12 protein-coding genes are annotated in these 16,944 nt (G+C 74.3%); 2 read left to right on the forward strand and 10 right to left on the reverse strand.

Annotation, left to right across the window (positions count from 1 at the left end):
- Nucleotides 1–56 precede the first annotated feature (56 nt).
- The 3 genes from AB0P03_RS21885 to AB0P03_RS21895 form a co-directional block, all read right to left on the reverse strand.
- Entirely contained in the window at nt 57–1,217 is a 1,161-nt protein-coding gene (locus AB0P03_RS21885; RefSeq protein ID WP_363584507.1) for a histidine kinase, read from the reverse strand.
- A gap of 54 nt (nt 1,218–1,271) precedes the next feature.
- Nucleotides 1,272–1,757 carry a CcdC protein domain-containing protein gene (locus tag AB0P03_RS21890; protein WP_363630326.1) on the reverse strand — a complete coding sequence of 162 codons (486 nt, stop codon included), beginning with the start codon at nt 1,755–1,757 and terminating at the stop codon, nt 1,272–1,274.
- A 163-nt stretch (nt 1,758–1,920) separates the two neighbouring features.
- Complete coding sequence (locus AB0P03_RS21895) at nt 1,921–4,032, reverse strand: DNA topoisomerase IV subunit B (RefSeq protein ID WP_363584511.1); 2,112 nt, start codon at nt 4,030–4,032, stop codon at nt 1,921–1,923.
- Nucleotides 4,033–4,569: 537 nt separating this feature from the next.
- Between AB0P03_RS21895 and AB0P03_RS21900 the strand changes: the two genes are divergently transcribed.
- The gene (locus tag AB0P03_RS21900) at nt 4,570–4,803 is read left to right on the forward strand and encodes a hypothetical protein (protein ID WP_363584513.1); all 234 of its coding nucleotides are present in this window, start codon (nt 4,570–4,572) and stop codon (nt 4,801–4,803) included.
- Between the two features lie 193 nt (nt 4,804–4,996).
- Here AB0P03_RS21900 and AB0P03_RS21905 read toward each other — a convergent pair whose 3' ends face one another.
- From AB0P03_RS21905 to AB0P03_RS21935, 7 genes are all read right to left on the reverse strand, one after another.
- A complete protein-coding gene (locus AB0P03_RS21905; RefSeq protein ID WP_363584515.1) occupies nt 4,997–5,926 on the reverse strand; it encodes a serine protease in 930 nt (309 codons plus the stop codon).
- A gap of 171 nt (nt 5,927–6,097) precedes the next feature.
- Nucleotides 6,098–7,735, reverse strand: coding sequence for an RNA polymerase sigma factor (locus AB0P03_RS21910; protein WP_363584517.1), 1,638 nt, complete (start codon nt 7,733–7,735; stop codon nt 6,098–6,100).
- A gap of 454 nt (nt 7,736–8,189) precedes the next feature.
- Nucleotides 8,190–9,122: a FadR/GntR family transcriptional regulator gene (locus tag AB0P03_RS21915; protein WP_363584519.1), complete on the reverse strand. Its 933-nt coding sequence runs from the start codon at nt 9,120–9,122 to the stop codon at nt 8,190–8,192.
- Nucleotides 9,123–9,240: 118 nt separating this feature from the next.
- Entirely contained in the window at nt 9,241–10,164 is a 924-nt protein-coding gene (locus AB0P03_RS21920) for a hypothetical protein (RefSeq protein WP_363630327.1), read from the reverse strand.
- A gap of 3 nt (nt 10,165–10,167) precedes the next feature.
- Nucleotides 10,168–11,643 (reverse strand): ATP-binding cassette domain-containing protein, encoded by a 1,476-nt coding sequence (locus AB0P03_RS21925; RefSeq protein WP_363630329.1) that lies wholly within the window; start codon nt 11,641–11,643, stop codon nt 10,168–10,170.
- 228 nt (nt 11,644–11,871) lie between these two features.
- The gene (locus AB0P03_RS21930) at nt 11,872–12,630 is read right to left on the reverse strand and encodes an NUDIX domain-containing protein (protein WP_350880113.1); all 759 of its coding nucleotides are present in this window, start codon (nt 12,628–12,630) and stop codon (nt 11,872–11,874) included.
- A gap of 106 nt (nt 12,631–12,736) precedes the next feature.
- A complete protein-coding gene (locus tag AB0P03_RS21935) occupies nt 12,737–14,860 on the reverse strand; it encodes a glycogen debranching N-terminal domain-containing protein (RefSeq protein ID WP_363630379.1) in 2,124 nt (707 codons plus the stop codon).
- A 765-nt stretch (nt 14,861–15,625) separates the two neighbouring features.
- Here AB0P03_RS21935 and AB0P03_RS21940 point away from each other — a divergent pair.
- Complete coding sequence (locus AB0P03_RS21940) at nt 15,626–16,939, forward strand: alpha/beta fold hydrolase (protein ID WP_363630331.1); 1,314 nt, start codon at nt 15,626–15,628, stop codon at nt 16,937–16,939.
- Nucleotides 16,940–16,944 lie beyond the last annotated feature (5 nt).

Below are 16,944 nucleotides of genomic sequence, written 5' to 3' on the forward strand. Positions count from 1 at the left end.
CTCGGCAGTCGCTTCGCGAAATCCGCACCTGCTGATGATGAGCTCGCCGCGCTCGCTCATGCCGGCACCTGCAGCAGCACGCGCCACCCTCCGTCCTCGGGGCCCGCCAGCAGGGTGCCGCCGAGCAGTTCCGCGCGTTCGCGCATCCCCAGCAGACCGTACCCGCTGCCGCTGGCCGCCAGCTCCCCGGACGGTTCGCCGCGCGGAGGGCGGGAGTTGCGCACCTCCAGCTCCACCGCCTCCGTCAGGTAGCGCAGTTCGACGGTGCACCGGGCGCCGGGCGCGTGCTTGCGGACGTTGGTCACCGCCTCCTGCGCGGTGCGCCGCACCGCAAGAGCGGCCTCGGCGGCGAGCGGTCGGGGCGTGCCGGTGACGGTGAGCGCGGCCCGCTCCCGCCCGGTCAGCTCCACCAGGAACTCACCGACCGGGGTGAGCTCGCCGCGCAGCGCGGACAGCGCCTGCCGGGTCTCGACCAGCCCGTCCTGGGCCATCCGCCGGGCGGCGACGACCCGCTCGCGGATCTGCCCGCGGTCGGTGCCGGCGTCCAGCATCAGCCGGGCCGCCTCCAGGTGGACGAGCTGCGCGGAGAGGCTGTGCGCGAGCACGTCGTGGATCTCCCGGGCGATCCTGGCCCGTTCGGCGAGCGCCGCGCTCTCCGCCTCGGCGGCCCGGGCGGCGCGCTCCTGGGTGAGCAGCTGGCGGGCGGTGCCGCGGGCCTCGACGTCCAGCCGCAGCAGGTAGCCGAGCAGGCCGAGCCCGCCGATGGTGGCGAAGATGCTCACCCAGCTCGCCCAGCTGGCGGCGGTGTACGAGCCCAGCGCGGCCGCCGCGGTGAGCAGGCCGGGCGCGGGCGGCAGCCGGACCACCCCGACCACGGCCAGCCCGCACCAGACGAAGTCGGCCAGCAGGTAGGCCTGCCCCCAGTTGGCCAGCCAGGCGCTGCCGAGCAGGGCGACGGCCAGGCCCAGCGAGAGCGCCAGGCGCTGTTCCCGGGTGGCGTAGAGGTAGCCGGTGGCCAGGGCGGCGACCCCGAGCAGTCCGGCCGCCACGACCACCACCGCCCAGCCCGCGTACTTGCCGCCGGAGAACGTCCCCCAGCAGACGACGACCAGCAGGACGGTGCGGCCGAGCAGGGAGAGGGCCCGCCGCGGCCATCTCCCGACCTCGCGCTCCAGCCCCTCGCGGGACGGCCAGCGGGTCCAGTACCACTCGACCACAGGTGCCTCCTCGACGTTCTCGGACAGCGGGCCCGGCAGGCCCCGGCAGGGCGGTCAGCGCGGTACGGCGGCCTGTTGCGGCAGGTCCAGGGCCCGTGCCCGCCAGTTCACCACGAACGAGCGGGTCAGCAGCAGGACCGCCAGTCCCAGCAGCAGCGCGCTGCCCGCCTGGTGGACGTGCAGTGCCGCGCCGATGCCGTACAGGGCGAGCCGGATGGCGAGCATGCCGACCCAGGCGGCCACCGTGGCCTTGGTGCCCTTGGCCCAGACCGAGCCGTCCCCGGCCCGCCACAGCCGCACGGTCCAGCCCCAGACGGAGCCCATCGCGACCACCGCCGCCAGGCCGCACCCGACCAGGGCGGCGGACAGCGCGGTGTGCTGGTGGTCGATGAGCTGCGGGTCGCGCAGTGCGAGCACGCCGAGGATCAGCGGCAGCAGCCAGAAACGACGCTCGGTGTCCAGGCGCTGGGCGCGCATCTGGCGCTGGACCACGAGGACCATCACCGCGATGATCACGACGATGTTGACGAGGGCGGTCATCGGACTTCTCCGTCCCGACAGGAGGCTTGTACTGACCTCTCCGACGCTACGGATCCGGCGCCCCCGGTTGATCGGCGCCGGGGTGGACCACAGGTGGAACCGGCAGCACGAGGGCCCTCCACCCGTGGGTGGAGGGCCCTCGTGCAGGAAGGATCCGAAGGCCTCAGGCGTCGATGCGGGAGCGGTCCAGGGTGGCCGCCGAGTCCACGATGAACTCCTTGCGCGGGGCGACGTCGTTGCCCATCAGCAGGTCGAAGATCCGCTCGGCCTGCTCCAGGTCGCCCAGGTTGATCCGGCGCAGCGTGCGGTGGCGCGGGTCCATGGTGGTCTCGGCCAGCTGGTCGGCGTCCATCTCGCCCAGGCCCTTGTACCGCTGCACCGGCTCCTTCCAGCGCTGCCCCTTGCGCTGGAACTCCAGCAGGGTGGAGCGCAGTTCGGCGTCGGAGTAGGTGTAGTGGTACTTCTCCTGGCCGCGCTTGGGGCTGGTGAGCTCGATCCGGTGCAGCGGCGGCACGGCGGCGAAGACCCGGCCCTGCTCGACCATCGGCCGCATGTAGCGGTGGAACAGCGTCAGCAGCAGGGTGCGGATGTGCGAGCCGTCGACGTCGGCGTCGGCCATGAAGATGACCCGGCCGTAGCGGGCCTGGTCGATGTCGAAGGTGCGGCCCGAACCGGCCCCTATCACCTGGATGATCGCGGCGCACTCGGTGTTCTTGAGCATGTCGCTCACCGAGGCCTTCTGCACGTTGAGGATCTTGCCGCGGATCGGCAGCAGCGCCTGGAACTCGGAGTTGCGGGCGAGCTTGGCGGTGCCGAGCGCGGAGTCGCCCTCGACGATGAAGAGCTCGCTGCGGTCGACGTCGTCACTGCGGCAGTCGGCCAGCTTGGCCGGCAGCGAGCTGGTCTCCAGCGCGGTCTTGCGGCGCTGGGCCTCCTTGTGCTGGCGGGCCGCGACCCGGGTGCGGGCGGCCGCGACGACCTTGTCCAGCACGGCCCGGGCCTGGAGCTTCTGGTCCTTCTTGGCCGAGGTGAGGAAGGCCTTGAGCTCCTTGGCGACGACGGCGGCGACGATCCGGTTGGCCGCCGAGGTGCCGAGCACCTCCTTGGTCTGGCCCTCGAACTGCGGCTCGGCGAGCCGGACGGTGACCACCGCGGTGAGGCCCTCGGTGGCGTCGTCCTTGGTGATGTCGTCCTCGGCGACGCGCAGCAGCTTGGCCGCGCGCAGCGCCTCGTTGACGGTCTTGGCCAGCGAGCGCTCGAAGCCGGTCATGTGGGTGCCGCCCTTGGGGGTGGCGATGATGTTGACGAAGGAGCGCAGGGTGGTGTCGTAACCGGCGCCCCAGCGCAGCGCGATGTCCACGCCGAGCTGCCGGGTGACCTCGGTGGGGGTCATGTGGCCGAGCTCGTCCAGGACGGGCACCGTCTCCTTGAAGGTGCCCTCTCCGCGCAGCCGCAGCACGTCGCAGACCGGCTTGTCGGGCGCCAGGAACTCGCAGAACTCGGCGATGCCGCCGTCGAAGCGGAAGACCGACTCCTCGACCTGCTCGCTCTCGGTGAGCCGCTCGTCACGCACGACGATGGTCAGGCCGGGCACGAGGAAGGCGGTCTGCCGGGCGCGGCTGTGCAGGTGCTCCAGGGAGAGCCGGGCGTCCTTGAGGAAGATCTGCCGGTCGGCCCAGTAGCGGATCCTGGTGCCGGTGCGGGCCTTGGGCACCTTGCGGGCTCTGGTCAGGCCGTTGGCGGGCTCGAAGGGCGCGTCGGGGCTGGCCTCGGTGAAGATGCCGGGGGTGCCGCGGCGGAAGCTGATCGCGTGGGTGTGTCCGCTGCGGTCGACCTCGACGTCCAGCCGGGCGGAGAGGGCGTTGACCACGGAGGCGCCGACGCCGTGCAGGCCGCCGGAGGCCGCGTAGGAGCCGCCGCCGAACTTGCCGCCGGCGTGCAGCTTGGTCATCACGACCTCGACGCCGGACAGCCCGGTCTTGGGCTCGACGTCGACCGGGATGCCGCGCCCGTTGTCGCGGACCTCGACCGAGGAGTCCGGGTGCAGCAGGACCTCGATGCGGTCGCAGTAACCGCCCAGCGCCTCGTCGACGGAGTTGTCGATGATCTCCCAGAGGCAGTGCATCAGGCCGCGGCTGTCCGTCGAGCCGATGTACATGCCGGGGCGCTTGCGGACCGCCTCCAGGCCCTCCAGGACGAGCAGGTGCCGAGCGGTGTAGTTGGAACCGTCGTCGCCGGCCAGCAGTGCGGACGGCACGGTCGTTTCGGCACTCACGCGGCACTCTCCTCGGTGAAGTTCTGTCTCATCGGTCACATCCGGACGCATCCGGACCATCCGCCAGTGCAGCACGCCGCACCGACAGCCGTCGCCCGGTGTGCTCGCACCCCTCCGCTGGGTGCACAGCACGGCGGGCCGCTCCCGCGCAGCTTGTACGCGCTGCGCGAACAAGGACCGCTCCGGTATCCGGCCCCCGGGGCGCCATCTCCTCCCGGTACCACCGGTCCTGGCGGATCGTGGGGCCTGGCACAGGCTCCGGAACTGCCGTTATGCAGGCTACCGGGGCCCGGGGCGGGGCTTATGCTCCAACCCGGCAGAGGATTATGCTACGCGGACCTCGCACCCGGTCCCGATCGGGCGTTCGAGGGACGGGCGGATCCTGGGATTCGGTACGCATGAACCACCGGCCCCCGGGGCACGTCCTCATCAACACAGCAGAATCCTCAGAGAAGAAAAGCCACGAGCGGGAACGTTTTCGGCCTGGTTGGATGTTGACCCTGGTACGACAGCTCGTCGAGCTAGAGAAGAGGCGACGTGACTACTGTTCTGACACCTGCGAGCCCGCTCACCGCGGCTGACCGCTGCGACCGCTGCGGCGCCCAGGCCTACCTGCGCGTCGTACTCGCCAGCGGCGGAGAGCTGCTCTTCTGCGCCCACCACGGCCGGAAGTTCGAGCCCGAGCTCAAGAAGATCGCCGTGGAGATACAGGACGAGAGCGGCCGTCTCAGCGGCACCGCCAACGCCACGGCCGCCGAAGAAGAGCGCTGATCCAAGGCGCCACACCAGCAGTCGGCGTCGAGCTGTGTATCCGGTCGCGCACTCCGCGCGACCGGTGAGCCGGGCGACAGGTCCCCTCGGGAACCGGTCGCCCGGCTCTGCTGTTCCCGGAGACCGGCACGCTCCGCAGCGATGTGACGTCAGAAAGTGACCAGTTGGCCACCGGCAACGGCCCGGGCGGCCCTCACAGCACCGAGCGCACCGCGTCCGCGACGGACGCCACCCTGGTGTAGACGCCCGGGTGGGCCGCCTCGGCGCAACCCGTCCCCCAGGAGACCAGGCCGACCAGTCGGCCGCCGACGACCAGCGGGCCGCCGCTGTCGCCCTGGCAGGCGTCCTTGCCACCCTTCTCCTCACCCGCGCACACCATGCCCCGGGCGTCGAACTTGCCGTCCGGCCCGCCCGGGTAGGCCTGCGCACAGGTCTGGTCCGCGATGATCGGCACCTCCACCCCGCGCAGCGTGGGCGAGTAGTCACCGCGCCCGGTGGTGTCGCCCCAGCCGAAGACCCGCGCGGCGGTCCCGGCCGCGTACGGCTCGGTCTCGCCCTGGCCGACCAGGTCGATCACCGGCCGGGAGTCCTGGGGGTCGGCGAGGGTGAGCACGGCGACGTCGTTCAGGTTGGCGGTGAAGGAGTAGTCGGGGTGGATCCACACCGACCGGACGGGCACCTCGCGGCCGGCCGAGCTGCGCATGTCGTCCCGGCCGATGACGGCCTTGAGGCCCGGCCGGTCCACCTTGGCGCCCCTGGACTCGTCGTAGAAGCAGTGCGCGGCCGTCACCACCTTGGTCGGCGTGACCAGCGCTCCCCCGCAGAACTGGCCGGAGCGGCCGCTGCCGAACTGCTGGCGGCTGGACAGCGCCACCACCCACGGGTGGTCGACGGTGGTCTCGGCGGTGCCGCCGACCACCCGGCGCTGCGCCCCGGCCGGACCGGCCGCGCCGAGCGCGACCAGCGGGACGGGGACGGCGGCCAGCAGCGCCAGTACGGCGGCCCGTCGGCGGCGGCCCGCACGGGCGGCCGCCGGGCTCGCCGGGGGCGGGGCGGGGGTCGGCAGGGCAGCGCGGTCCGGGTTGGGCAGCACCGTGACTCCAGTCGGCTCGGCAGCAGGCAACCGCCACAGCGTAGGTGATCGACTACGCGGTGCGACCGCTTCCCGTCGCACCGCCACCCGGACGAGGGACAACGGCCACCCGGACGCTGACCCGCCCGGGCCCGGACAGCGGCGAAGGCCCGGAGCCGTGGGGCTCCGGGCCTTCGTCACACGCTTGCCGTACCGGCCTGATCAGTCCAGGTAGTCGCGCAGCACCTGGGAACGCGACGGGTGGCGCAGCTTCGACATGGTCTTCGACTCGATCTGGCGGATGCGCTCACGGGTGACCCCGTACACCTTGCCGATCTCGTCGAGCGTCTTCGGCTGACCGTCCGTCAGGCCGAAGCGCATCGAGACCACGCCGGCCTCGCGCTCGGAGAGGGTGTCCAGCACCGAGTGCAGCTGCTCCTGGAGCAGGGTGAAGGAGACCGCGTCGGCCGGGACGACCGCCTCGGAGTCCTCGATCAGGTCACCGAACTCACTGTCGCCGTCCTCGCCGAGCGGGGTGTGCAGCGAGATCGGCTCACGGCCGTACTTCTGGACCTCGATGACCTTCTCGGGGGTCATGTCGAGTTCCTTGGCCAGCTCCTCCGGGGTGGGCTCGCGGCCCAGGTCCTGGAGCATCTGGCGCTGGACCCGGGCCAGCTTGTTGATGACCTCGACCATGTGCACCGGGATGCGGATGGTGCGGGCCTGGTCGGCCATGGCGCGGGTGATCGCCTGGCGGATCCACCAGGTGGCGTAGGTGGAGAACTTGTAGCCCTTGGTGTAGTCGAACTTCTCGACCGCACGGATCAGACCGAGGTTGCCCTCCTGGATCAGGTCCAGGAAGAGCATGCCGCGGCCGGTGTAGCGCTTGGCCAGCGAGACCACCAGGCGGAGGTTGGCCTCCAGCAGGTGGTTCTTGGCGCGGCGGCCGTCCTCGGCGATGATCTCCAGCTCGCGCTTGAGCTTGGGGGCGAGCTTGTCGGCGGCCGAGAGCTTGTCCTCGGCGAACAGACCGGCCTCGATGCGCTTGGCGAGCTCGACCTCCTGCTCGGCGTTGAGCAGCGGGACCTTGCCGATCTGCTTCAGGTAGTCCTTGACCGGGTCGGCGGTGGCACCGGCGACGGCGACCTGCTGGGCCGGCGCGTCGTCCTCGTCGTCGTCGGAGAGCACGAAGCCCTGCGACTCCTCCTCGGGCTCCGCCTCCTCGCCCGCCTTGTCGCCGGGCAGCGCGACGTCCTCGAGCAGCTCCTCCTCGCCGATGAGCTCCTCGTCGCCCTTGCCCGCCTTGGCGGCGGTCTTCTTGGCGGCGGTCTTCTTGGCCGGCGCGGCGGTCTTCTTGGCCGCGGCCTTCTTGGCAGGGGCGGCCTTCTTCGCCGCGACCGCCTTCAGCCCGGAGGCGACCCCGGTCGTCTCCGAGGTGATCTCGGCGGACACCGTGGGGGCGGACGCCGTGGCGGCCGCCACGGCCGGGGCCGCGACGGGCGCACCGGGCGCGATCCGCACGGGCGGCTTGGTCGGGGCCGTGGGGGCGGCCGGGCTCCGGGTGGTGACAGCCTTGGTGGCGGTGCGCTTGGTGGGGCTCTTGGCAGCAACGCTCTTGCGCTTGGCGCCGGCCGGTTCGGCCGCGCTGACCATGAGGTCCACCCCCTCCTCAATCAGCACCTGGTTGAGGCTGCGCATGACGTTCTTCCACTTGGTGACCGGGATCTGGTCCGCCTCGAACGCCTGGCGCACGTCGTCACCGGCGATCTGCCCCTGGGCCTTGCCCCGCTCGATGAGCGCCAGCAGAGCTGCGGACTCGGCGATCTCGGGGGGAAGCGAACGGGATGTGCTGGCCGACACGAACAACCTCTCGGACGATGAGTGGACTCGAACCCGTACCGGCCGCCCGAGCGGGCGGGGAAGGAAATCGCGCGTCGGGCGCGCGGTGTCGATTCCGACCGACTCGGGCTTGAGGACTGGGTTTGCAGGACGGCAGCAGCGCCGCGGACCAACACAGCATTGTGACATGTTGAAGTATTCCGGAGCTGCTCCCGCTCAGGAGACATCGCTGCTACTCGTCAAGTGTTACGCATGGCCTTCGTGTCGCGGGTCACACCACTCGGCGCCCGCGGCCACGGGGCCGGAATCCATCATCGCGCACTCGCACCGAAACCCGTTGTCATGGACGGGGCATCAAACGTTCGGGTCGGACCGCCGACATGCAGAAGCCCTCCGGCTGCGCCGCGCGGGTGCGGCCGGAGGGCCCTGGAGGAACGGAGGACGGACGGGGCGCCCGCTCACCGGAACGGCCCGCTCAGTGCTCCCGAGGGGCGGGGACGGACGGCTCGATCTCGGGGTGGACGGTGAGCAGCGCCCGCATCGCGGCCTCCCCCGCGGTGCCGTCGCCGGTGCCCAGCGCATCCACCAGCCTGGCGTGCAGGCTGACCGAGGACTCGGAGGCGCGCTCGCAGGAGATGGCCGGCCCGCCCGACACCTGCAGCGCGCCGGCGACGATCCCGGACAGGTGCTCCAGCATCCGGTTGCCGGCCATCTGGAGGATCAGGCCGTGCAGCTCGGCGTCGGCCCGGGCGTAGGTGGAGAGGTCGGCCTGGGCGGCGGCGTGGCCCATGATCTCGACCAGCTCGACCAGCCGCTGCTGGACGTCCTCCCGGCCGTGGCCGGCGGCGAGCCGGGCGGCCAGCGGCTCGATCGCCCAGCGGAGCTCGAACAGCTCCCGGCGCTGCTCGTCCCGCTGCGGGCCGAAGGCGCGCCACTCGATGATGTCCGGGTCCAGCAGGTTCCAGTCGGCGACCGGACGGACCCGGGTGCCGACGTTCGGCCGGGCGCTGACCAGGCCCTTGGCCTCCAGGACGCGCAGCGACTCGCGGACGACTGTGCGGGACACCTCGAACCGCTGGCCGATCTCCTCGGGCACGAGCGGACGGTCGGCGCCCAGGTCGCCGGAGACGATCATCTGGCCGAGCTGCTGGACCAGCTGGCCGTGCAGACCGCGGCCGCGACTACTGGTGGTCTTGCGGCCGACCCGGGCGAGATCGGACTCGGCGCCCTCCCAACGGGGCGCCGGCGGAGTCGGCCGGTCGGCGTACGAGAAGCGGTCCAGATCGCCGGGGCCGTGGATGGGTCCGTCGGCGGAACGGGCGGGGGTCATGGTGGGGTGCGCAAGGGTACTCACAGCTCCTTTGTCGGCGATCGGCGGGCGCAGCTTGAGAATTCTCGTGAAAAGCACACGAAAGGGTGATCGACCGCGACTGGATAATTGACTTCTTATCAGGAAGAACCGCGCATTACGGTCACTGCTGGTCGATCTTGATGCTTCGGCGCGGCCGCCCCCTCGGCGCCCGGCGTCAGAGCGCGCGCCGCCGGACCTGCACCAGGAGCGCCGCGAGCAGCAGGACGGCCGCGGGCGCCGCCACCGCCGCGAGCAGAGCCGGATCCGTCAGCGCCGCGCTCCCAGCCACCGCCTCGTGCTCCCCGCGGTAAACCCAGCCGTAGGCCCATTCGACGCCGGACTGGAACGGCAGCAGCTCGGCCGCACGGGTCGGCCACGGCCTGCCGGTCTCCCGCAGCAGCAGCGCCACACCGGACTCCAGCAGCGGCGGCAGCGCGCACAACAGCAGCACCCCGACCGAGGCGCTGCGGGTCAGTGACGCCGTCAGCACCCCGGTCCAGCCCGCCACGACGGTCAGCAGGACGAAGGCCAGCAGGGCCGCCGGCGCCCCGTGGCCGGCCGCCAGCGCCACCGGGGCGAACACGCCCGGCAGGTCGGTCAGGCCCGGCAGGTCGGCCAGGCCTGACAGCCCGGTGGCGGCCAGCGCCTGCGACACCTGGTCCGACAAGGCCGAGGACTCCGCCCAGGCGGCCACCGTCACCCCTCCCGGCAGCGCCAGCTGCACCGCCACCGCGTCGAGGAGCAGGGTCGCCAGCGCCAGCAGCCCCGCGACGGGACCGACCACCAGCAGCTTGGCCAGCAGCAGTCGCACCCGCCGCGGGTACGACACCTGGGAGGCCGGCAGCCCCGGGTGTCGCACCTCGTGCCCGTACGAGAGCGCGCCCAGCACGCCGGCCCCGAGCGCGGCGAACGGCAGCGGGATCAGCGGTACGGCGGCGGTCAGCAGCCGCACCCCGGCCGGGACGGCCAGCGGGCCGGCCGGGGCCTGGCTCGCCAGGACGGCGGCCGTGACGGCGTCGCACAGCAGCACGGCGGCGAGCAGCAGCCAGGTGGAACGCAGGCCGCGCAGGCGGCGCAGCTCGTAGACCAGGACACGCACGGTTCACTCGCTCCGGTGGTCGTCGGGGGTGGCGGGGCTGACGGGACCGCCGGGGGCCGGGGTCGCGGCCGGAACCTGGGCCCCGGCCGGGCGGCCGAGCCGGACGGTGTCGTCGGTCAGCAGGTCGGCGGCGCTCTCGCGGCGGCCCCTGGTCGGGTCGGGCGCGGGCCTCCCGTCGCCGACAGCGGGGCCGGGGTCGGGGTCGGGGGCCGGGGCGAGGGCCGACGCGGATCTGGCCAGGGCGCCGGGGCCGCCACGGAACAGCCGCTCCACGACGACGGTCGGGGTGGGCTCGGCGGGCTCGGCCTGGCGGGGGGTGGCGCCGAGGGCGGAGAGGGCGGTCGCGGCCGAGGCGGCCGGCAGGGCGCGGGTGGGCAGCGCCGCCTCGTCCCGGTGGTGGGCGGCCACCGGGCGGGCCTCCGGGCGGCGGGCGCCCCGGTGGCGCGGGACGGTGACGGCTTGGACGTCGGAGGCCGGTTCCTGAGCGGGCTCAGGGCCGGGTTCGGGGCCGGGTTCGGGACCCGGCTCGGCAGCGGTGGGGCCCGACTGGACACGGAGGTGGCCGGAGCGGCCCGATGCGACCGGCAGGGCGACCCGGGGCGCCGGCTGCTCGACCACCCGGTCGGCCAGCTCGTGCAGCAGGATGCCGTGGCGATAGGCGAGTTCACCGATCTCGGTACGGTCGACGCCCGCCACCGCGAGGCCCGCGCCGCCGTCCCGCCGCACCTCGGCACCCTGACTGACCAGCAGGTCGGCCAGCCGCGCCATCTGCGGCCCGCGGACGGCCACTTCGGGGCTGAGCCTGGTCCGGCGGAACTCCGCCACCGGCTGGTCCGCCACCAGCCGGCCGCGGTCCAGCGTGATGACCCGGTCGGCGAGCTGCGCGGCCTCCTGCGGGGTGCGGGTGGTCACCAGGACCGTCCCGCCGGCGACGCCGAACGAGTGCAGGAAGGAGTGGAACCACTCGACGTTGCGCGGGGACAGGCCCTCGGTCGGCGCGTCCAGCAGCAGCGTGCCGGGGTCGCCGAGCAGGGCCGCGGCCAGGGCCAGCCGGCGGTGCATGCCGGGCGAGAAACTGCGCAGCCGCTGCCCGGCGACGGCGGCCAGCCGGGTCTGCTCCAGCAGTTCGTCGGCCCGCCGTGCGGGGGCGCCGACCGCCGCGGCCAGCATCCGCAGGTGGCCGTGCGCCTTGCGGCCCGGGTGGCCCGCCACGGCGGCCGCGCCCGGCCCGGGACCGGGCAGCAGCACGCCGACCTCGCGCTCGGGGCGGCGCAGCCGGCGGTAGGTGCGACCGTCGAAGAGCGTGATGCCCTGGCCGCGTTCGAGTTCGAGCATCAGCCGCAGCGCGGTGGACTTGCCCGCGCCCTCGGCGCCGAGCAGCGCGGTCACCATGCCGGGCCGGGCGTCGAAGGTCAGATCGAGCACCGCGGGCGGCGCGCCCTTGCGGTAGACCTTGGTCAGTCCGGTGATCTGGATCATCGCTGCCTGCTCCCATGCCCTCGGCCGACCTGCCCGACGCGGGGCGCCCCCTGGTGTGTTGGCGCGTGCCAGCACGGCCCCGCGCCAGCACATTAGGGGCCGGTGGCGGAGATTCCGGGCATTACGGGAGCGGCGCGGGCCCGTCGGCCACCCACCTCACCCGATCAGGGGACAATCCGATCCTGCGATTCCCGGGTCGGGGGGAGTCGACGGCGGGCCGGGGCCGGGTCAGGACTCCGGGCGCAGCATGGGCGGGTTGAGGACGGTCGCGCCGCCCGCGGTGAACAGCTGGGCGGGGCGGCCGCCCTGACGGGTCGTCGTGCCACCGGAGGGCAGCAGGAAGCCGGGGGTGCCGGTGACCTTGCGGTGGAAGTTCCGCGGGTCCAGGACCACGCCCCAGACCGCCTCGTAGACCCGGCGCAGCTCTCCGACGGTGAACTCGGTGGGGCAGAAGGCGGTGGCGAGGGAGGAGTACTCGATCTTGGAGCGGGCGCGTTCCACGCCGTCGGCGAGGATCAGCCCGTGGTCGAAGGCGAGCGGGACGCCGTCGACCGGGCTCCGGCCGAGCAGTTCGCCGACCGGGGCCCAGCGGGCACTGCTGGCGTCGCCGCCGGCCCGGGGGGTCGGCAGGTCGGGGGCGAGGACCAGGTAGGCGACGCTGACCACCCGCATCCGGGGGTCGCGCTGCGGGTGGCCGTAGGTGGCGAGCTGCTCCAGGTGGGCACCGGCCGCGCCGGGGCCGACCGCCTCGTGGCCGGGGGCGGAGTGTGCGCGCAGGCCGGTCTCCTCGGCCAGCTCCCGGGAGGCGGCCTCGGCCAGGCCCTCGTCCGGGCGGACGAAGCCGCCGGGCAGTGCCCAGTACCCCTGGAACGGCGGCTCGCCGCGTCTGACCAGCAGGGCGCAGAGCGCGTGGTCGCGCACCGTCAGCACCACCAGGTCAACCGTGACAGCGAACGGGGGGAAGGCCGACGGATCGTAGCGCGACATGGCGACGATCATAGTCGTCTCTCTGACGATAAGCACAGGCCTGTACACGGACCGCGCCCGGCCCTCCTGAGGTGTCGCCGGAGCCGGGCGGGCCCGGGCAGGGGTGTCAGCGGGCGCCCAGTTGCAGCTCCGCGGAGGCCTCCTCGACCATCGCCACGCCGATCCGGCTCACCCGGACCGAGAAGGGCTCGCCGGCGACCCGCAGGCCGGTCAGCTCCAGCTCGCCGAGCGGAGCGGTGCTGGCCGGGCGGACCAGGACCCGGCCGCCCGGCACGTCGGGGCGGACCCCGGCGAGCGCGAACACCGCGTGCGCGGCGCCGGCCGCCGAGACCGCTGCCGGGCGGCAGGCGGCCGGGTGCGGCACCGGCGGGCAGCCGGGGATCCGCTGCTCCCCCGCGTACATCTCGGGCAGCCGCCCTTCGTAGTGGGCGGCCGCGGCGAGCAGGCCCTCCAGCAGGGCGCCGGCCTCGTTCTCATGGCCGGCTTCGGCCAGCCCGGCGATCGCCAGCGCGGTCTCGTGGACCCGCACCGCGCCGCCGCGGTGGCCCAACGGGTTGAAGCGGGGGGACTTGGCGCTGAGCGTGCGCAGGCCCCAGCCGCTGTCCAGCTCCGGCGCGGCCAGGCGCTGGGCCAGCAGTCGGGTCTGTTCCCGGTCCAGCAGGCTCTCGTGCCGGCCGCCGTCGGCGGCGAGCCCGGTGTCCAGCAGGTGCACCAGGCAGGAGGCGACGGCCGGCAGCGGCTGGCCGCCCGGCGCCAGCGCGGCGGCGGGGCGTCCGCCGGAGAGGTCGTCGATCCAGAACCGCTCGCGGAAGCACCCGCGCAGTTCGGCGGCCCAGCCGCGCCACTCCTCGGCGCCGGGGCGGCCGAAGGCCTCCAGCAGTTCGGCGCCGTGCAGGGCGGCGCGGTGGGCCTGCGCCTGGACCTCGGCCCGGGCAGCCACCGGGTGGGCGGCGCGGTCCTCCGCCGGGCGGCTGAGGTCGGTGACGAAGCCGTCGACCAGGCCCTCGCGGAGGGCGGCCAGGGCCCGCTCCGCGGCCGGGAGCAGGTCGGCGGTCTCCGCACGGGGCAGGCCCCAGCGCCAGGCCTCGGCCAGCACGGTGACGAACAGCAGGGTGGCCTCGGTGGCGGTGCAGGTGGGCGGCAGCTCGGGGCCGCCGTGCCGGAGGGCGCCGGGCAGCAGGCCTTCGGTGCGGCCCGGGGCGGCGGCGGGCTGCTGACGGCGGGCCAGCGCCCGGAGGGTGCCGGCGGCGAGCCGGGTGCCGAGCGGCAGGGTGAGCCGGGCGGCCCAGAGCGCGTCGGCCGGGGCGAGGCCGAAGCGCCAGGGCGCGCCGGAAGCCGGGTAGAGGTCGGTCGGGCGGTCCGGGTCGGCGAACAGCAGCCCGCCGAGGGCGTCCAGGGAGCGGGTGACCAGCAGGGCGGCCCGGGCGTCGTCGCTGCGGACCTCCGGTTGGGCCCAGGGCAGCGGCACGCCCGTGCCCCGCCCGCCGGGCGGCCGCGGGCCGGGGGCGGTGCTCTCCAGTTCGGCGCGCAGCTCGACCGACCAGCGGGCGCCGGGTTGCACCTCCAAGTCCCACCGGAGCACCCCGGCCCCGGCCAGCACCGCGTGCGGGGAGGGCTTGGCGCTGACCACCGCGCTGTGCGCCGGGCCGGCCCAGCGCAGCCCGGCGGACTGCACCTGGCCCGGCAGGTCGGCCGGGCGGTGCCCGGCGGCGATCTCGGCGACCGGGCCGAGGTCGGTGCCGAGGGCGATCTCCATCGGCAGCCGGGCGGGCCGGCCGCCGGTGTTGCGCACGATGACGGTCTCCACTCCGTCCGCGTGACGCAGCCGCTCGACGGTGAGCGCCGGGTCCGGGTCGAGGTCGCCGGGGAGCCGGACGGCGCCGAGGAAGCGGGCCTGCGCGGTGCTGGTCAGGGCGCCCTGGAGCGGCAGCGGCTCCATGCCGCCCAGACGCAGCTCCATCCGGGCGAGCACCCGGACGCCGTTGCGGTAGAAGCCGTGCAGGCCGTGGCCGCGCAGCTGGCCGTCCGGTCCGGAGGCGGCCATCGCGGGGGCGTTGACGCAGAGCACCGCGTGGTGGACGGCGGGGGGCTGCGGCCTTGGCGGGGCCGTGAGCCGACTCGGGCCGACGGGTGCCCCCGCCGGTCCGGCCGTCTGGACCTGGTCGGGACGGCCGACCGGTCTCGGCGCGCCGACCACGCTCTCGGCCGGCATGGCCTGTGGTGGCCTCATGGCGGTCACCGGACTCTCCTCCCCTCGGCGGTCCGGTGGCCTGGTCAGGCCGGTGGGCCGCGAGCACGCTCGATCGCGTGCTGATGGTGCCGGGCCGGCGGGGTGCCCCGTCGGCGGGTGTGCCGTGTCTGGCCGTACCCGGTGCCGGGCCGTGCCATGCGGTGCGCGGTACCGGGCCGGTACCGGCCCACCGCACCTTCGCGTCGGGCCCGCCGCGGTGCCCGGCGCGTCGTCAGGTCCGGTGGCCCGGACCGCCGGTGGCGCCCGACCCGTGGGCCGCGACGGCGGCCGAGCCAGGTGACCCGAGCGGGCCCCGCACGCTCCGGTGCCCCGGTGCCGTGGCCGCCCCGCTCGGCGGGCGGTCCGCCCGGAACCTGCCGCCGGACGGCCGTCGGCCGGTCGCCGGGCCCCCGGGGTGAACGCCGCGCACCGCCTCCAGGTCACGCCCGGCGACGGGTGCGGCCCGTCGAGCCCGGCCCGCCGGGCGGTCGTGCCGCAGCCGTCGAGCCGTCACGGTCGGGCCGTCACCGGGCTGCCACCAGGGCGGCGCGGTCTCGCCGTCGGGTGGCAGCGGCTGCGTCCCGGCCCGCGGCCTGCCGTGCAACCCGCCCCGGCCCGGCATCGTATGCCTGGCCGAGTGGGCGGTGACCGTCGAACCGGTGCCCGACCGCGGTCAGGATACGGTGCGGGGGTCGCGGCGCCCGCACCCGGTGACCCCGTGAGCCGCGACCTGACCGCTGTGACCAGCAGAGACCGAGGAGTTGCATGTCCACCGTCAGCCGGCTGCCCGGGATTGTTACGACCGACCACGTCTTCCAGGCCCCCCTCGACCACGCCGACCCGCAGGGCGAGCAGATCGAGGTGTACGCCCGCGAGGTGGTGGCCGCCGGCCGCGAGCAGGCCGACCTGCCCTGGCTGGTCTTCCTCCAGGGCGGGCCCGGCGGCAAGGCCGCCCGCCCGCTCGGCCGCGACGCCTGGCTGGAACGCGCCCTCGACGACTACCGGGTGCTCCTGCTCGACCAGCGCGGCACCGGTCGCTCCACGCCCGCGACCCGGCAGACCCTCGCCCGGCGCGGCGGTGCCCAGGAGCAGGCGGACTACCTGGCGCACTTCCGCGCGGACTCGATCGTGCGGGACGCCGAGCTGATCCGCCACCAGCTGCTCGGCGCGGACCGGCGCTGGAGCGTGCTCGGCCAGAGCTTCGGCGGCTTCTGCACCCTCACCTACCTCTCCTTCGCCCCCGAGGGCCTGACCGAGGCCTTCATCACCGGCGGTCTGTCCGGCCTCGGCAGTTCGGCGGACGACGTCTACCGTGCCGCCTACCCGCGGGTGGTCCACAAGAACGAGGACCACTACGCCAGGTTCCCGCAGGACGTCGAGGCGGTACGGCGGATCGCCGCGCACCTCGCCGCCGCCCCCGCGACGCTGCCCGACGGCGGACTGCTGACCGTCGAGGCGTTCCAGGCCCTCGGACCGATGCTCGGCGGCGGCAGCGGCTCCGGCTCCCTGCACTACCTGCTGGAGGAAGCCTGGGTGGACGGCGCGGCCGGCCCCGAGCTGTCCGACACCTTCCTGGCCGGTGTCCAGGCCAAGCTCTCCTTCGCGGAGGGCCCGCTGTACGCCGTGCTGCACGAGTCGATCTACGGCCAGCGCTCGGTGGACCAGGGCGGCACCGCCTGGTCTGCCGATCGGGTCCGCAAGGAGTTCCCGCAGTTCGACGCCCGGGCGGCGCTGGACTCCGGCGCACCGGTGCTGTTCACCGGGGAGATGATCTACCCCTGGATGTTCGACACCGACCCGGCGCTGCGCCCGCTGAAGGAGACCGCGGACCTGCTGGCCGCCCGCACCGACTGGCCCGACCTGTACGACCCGGCGCGGCTGGCCGCCAACACCGTCCCCGTCGTGGCGGCGGTCTACCACGACGACATGTACGTGGACACCGCCGACTCGCTGGCGACCGCCCGCGCGGTGCGCGGTCTGCGGACCTGGATCACCAACGAGTGGGAGCACGACGGCCTTCGGGCGAGCGGCGGCAAGGTGCTCGACCGCCTGATCAAGCTGGCGCACGGCGAGGCCTAGCGAAG

Origin of the sequence: Kitasatospora sp. NPDC088779, assembly GCF_040685395.1 — a bacterium.
Taxonomy (GTDB): domain Bacteria; phylum Actinomycetota; class Actinomycetes; order Streptomycetales; family Streptomycetaceae; genus Kitasatospora.

What these genes read in the sequence shown, in the direction of transcription:
- AB0P03_RS21890 (WP_363630326.1), bottom strand. Translation starts at nt 1,757, where the DNA reads ATGACCGCCCTCGTCAACATCGTCGTGATCATCGCGGTGATGGTCCTC.
- AB0P03_RS21925 (WP_363630329.1), bottom strand. Translation starts at nt 11,643, where the DNA reads ATGATCCAGATCACCGGACTGACCAAGGTCTACCGCAAGGGCGCGCCG.
- AB0P03_RS21930 (WP_350880113.1), bottom strand. Translation starts at nt 12,630, where the DNA reads ATGTCGCGCTACGATCCGTCGGCCTTCCCCCCGTTCGCTGTCACGGTT.
- AB0P03_RS21935 (WP_363630379.1), bottom strand. Translation starts at nt 14,860, where the DNA reads ATGAGGCCACCACAGGCCATGCCGGCCGAGAGCGTGGTCGGCGCGCCG.
- AB0P03_RS21940 (WP_363630331.1), top strand. Translation starts at nt 15,626, where the DNA reads ATGTCCACCGTCAGCCGGCTGCCCGGGATTGTTACGACCGACCACGTC.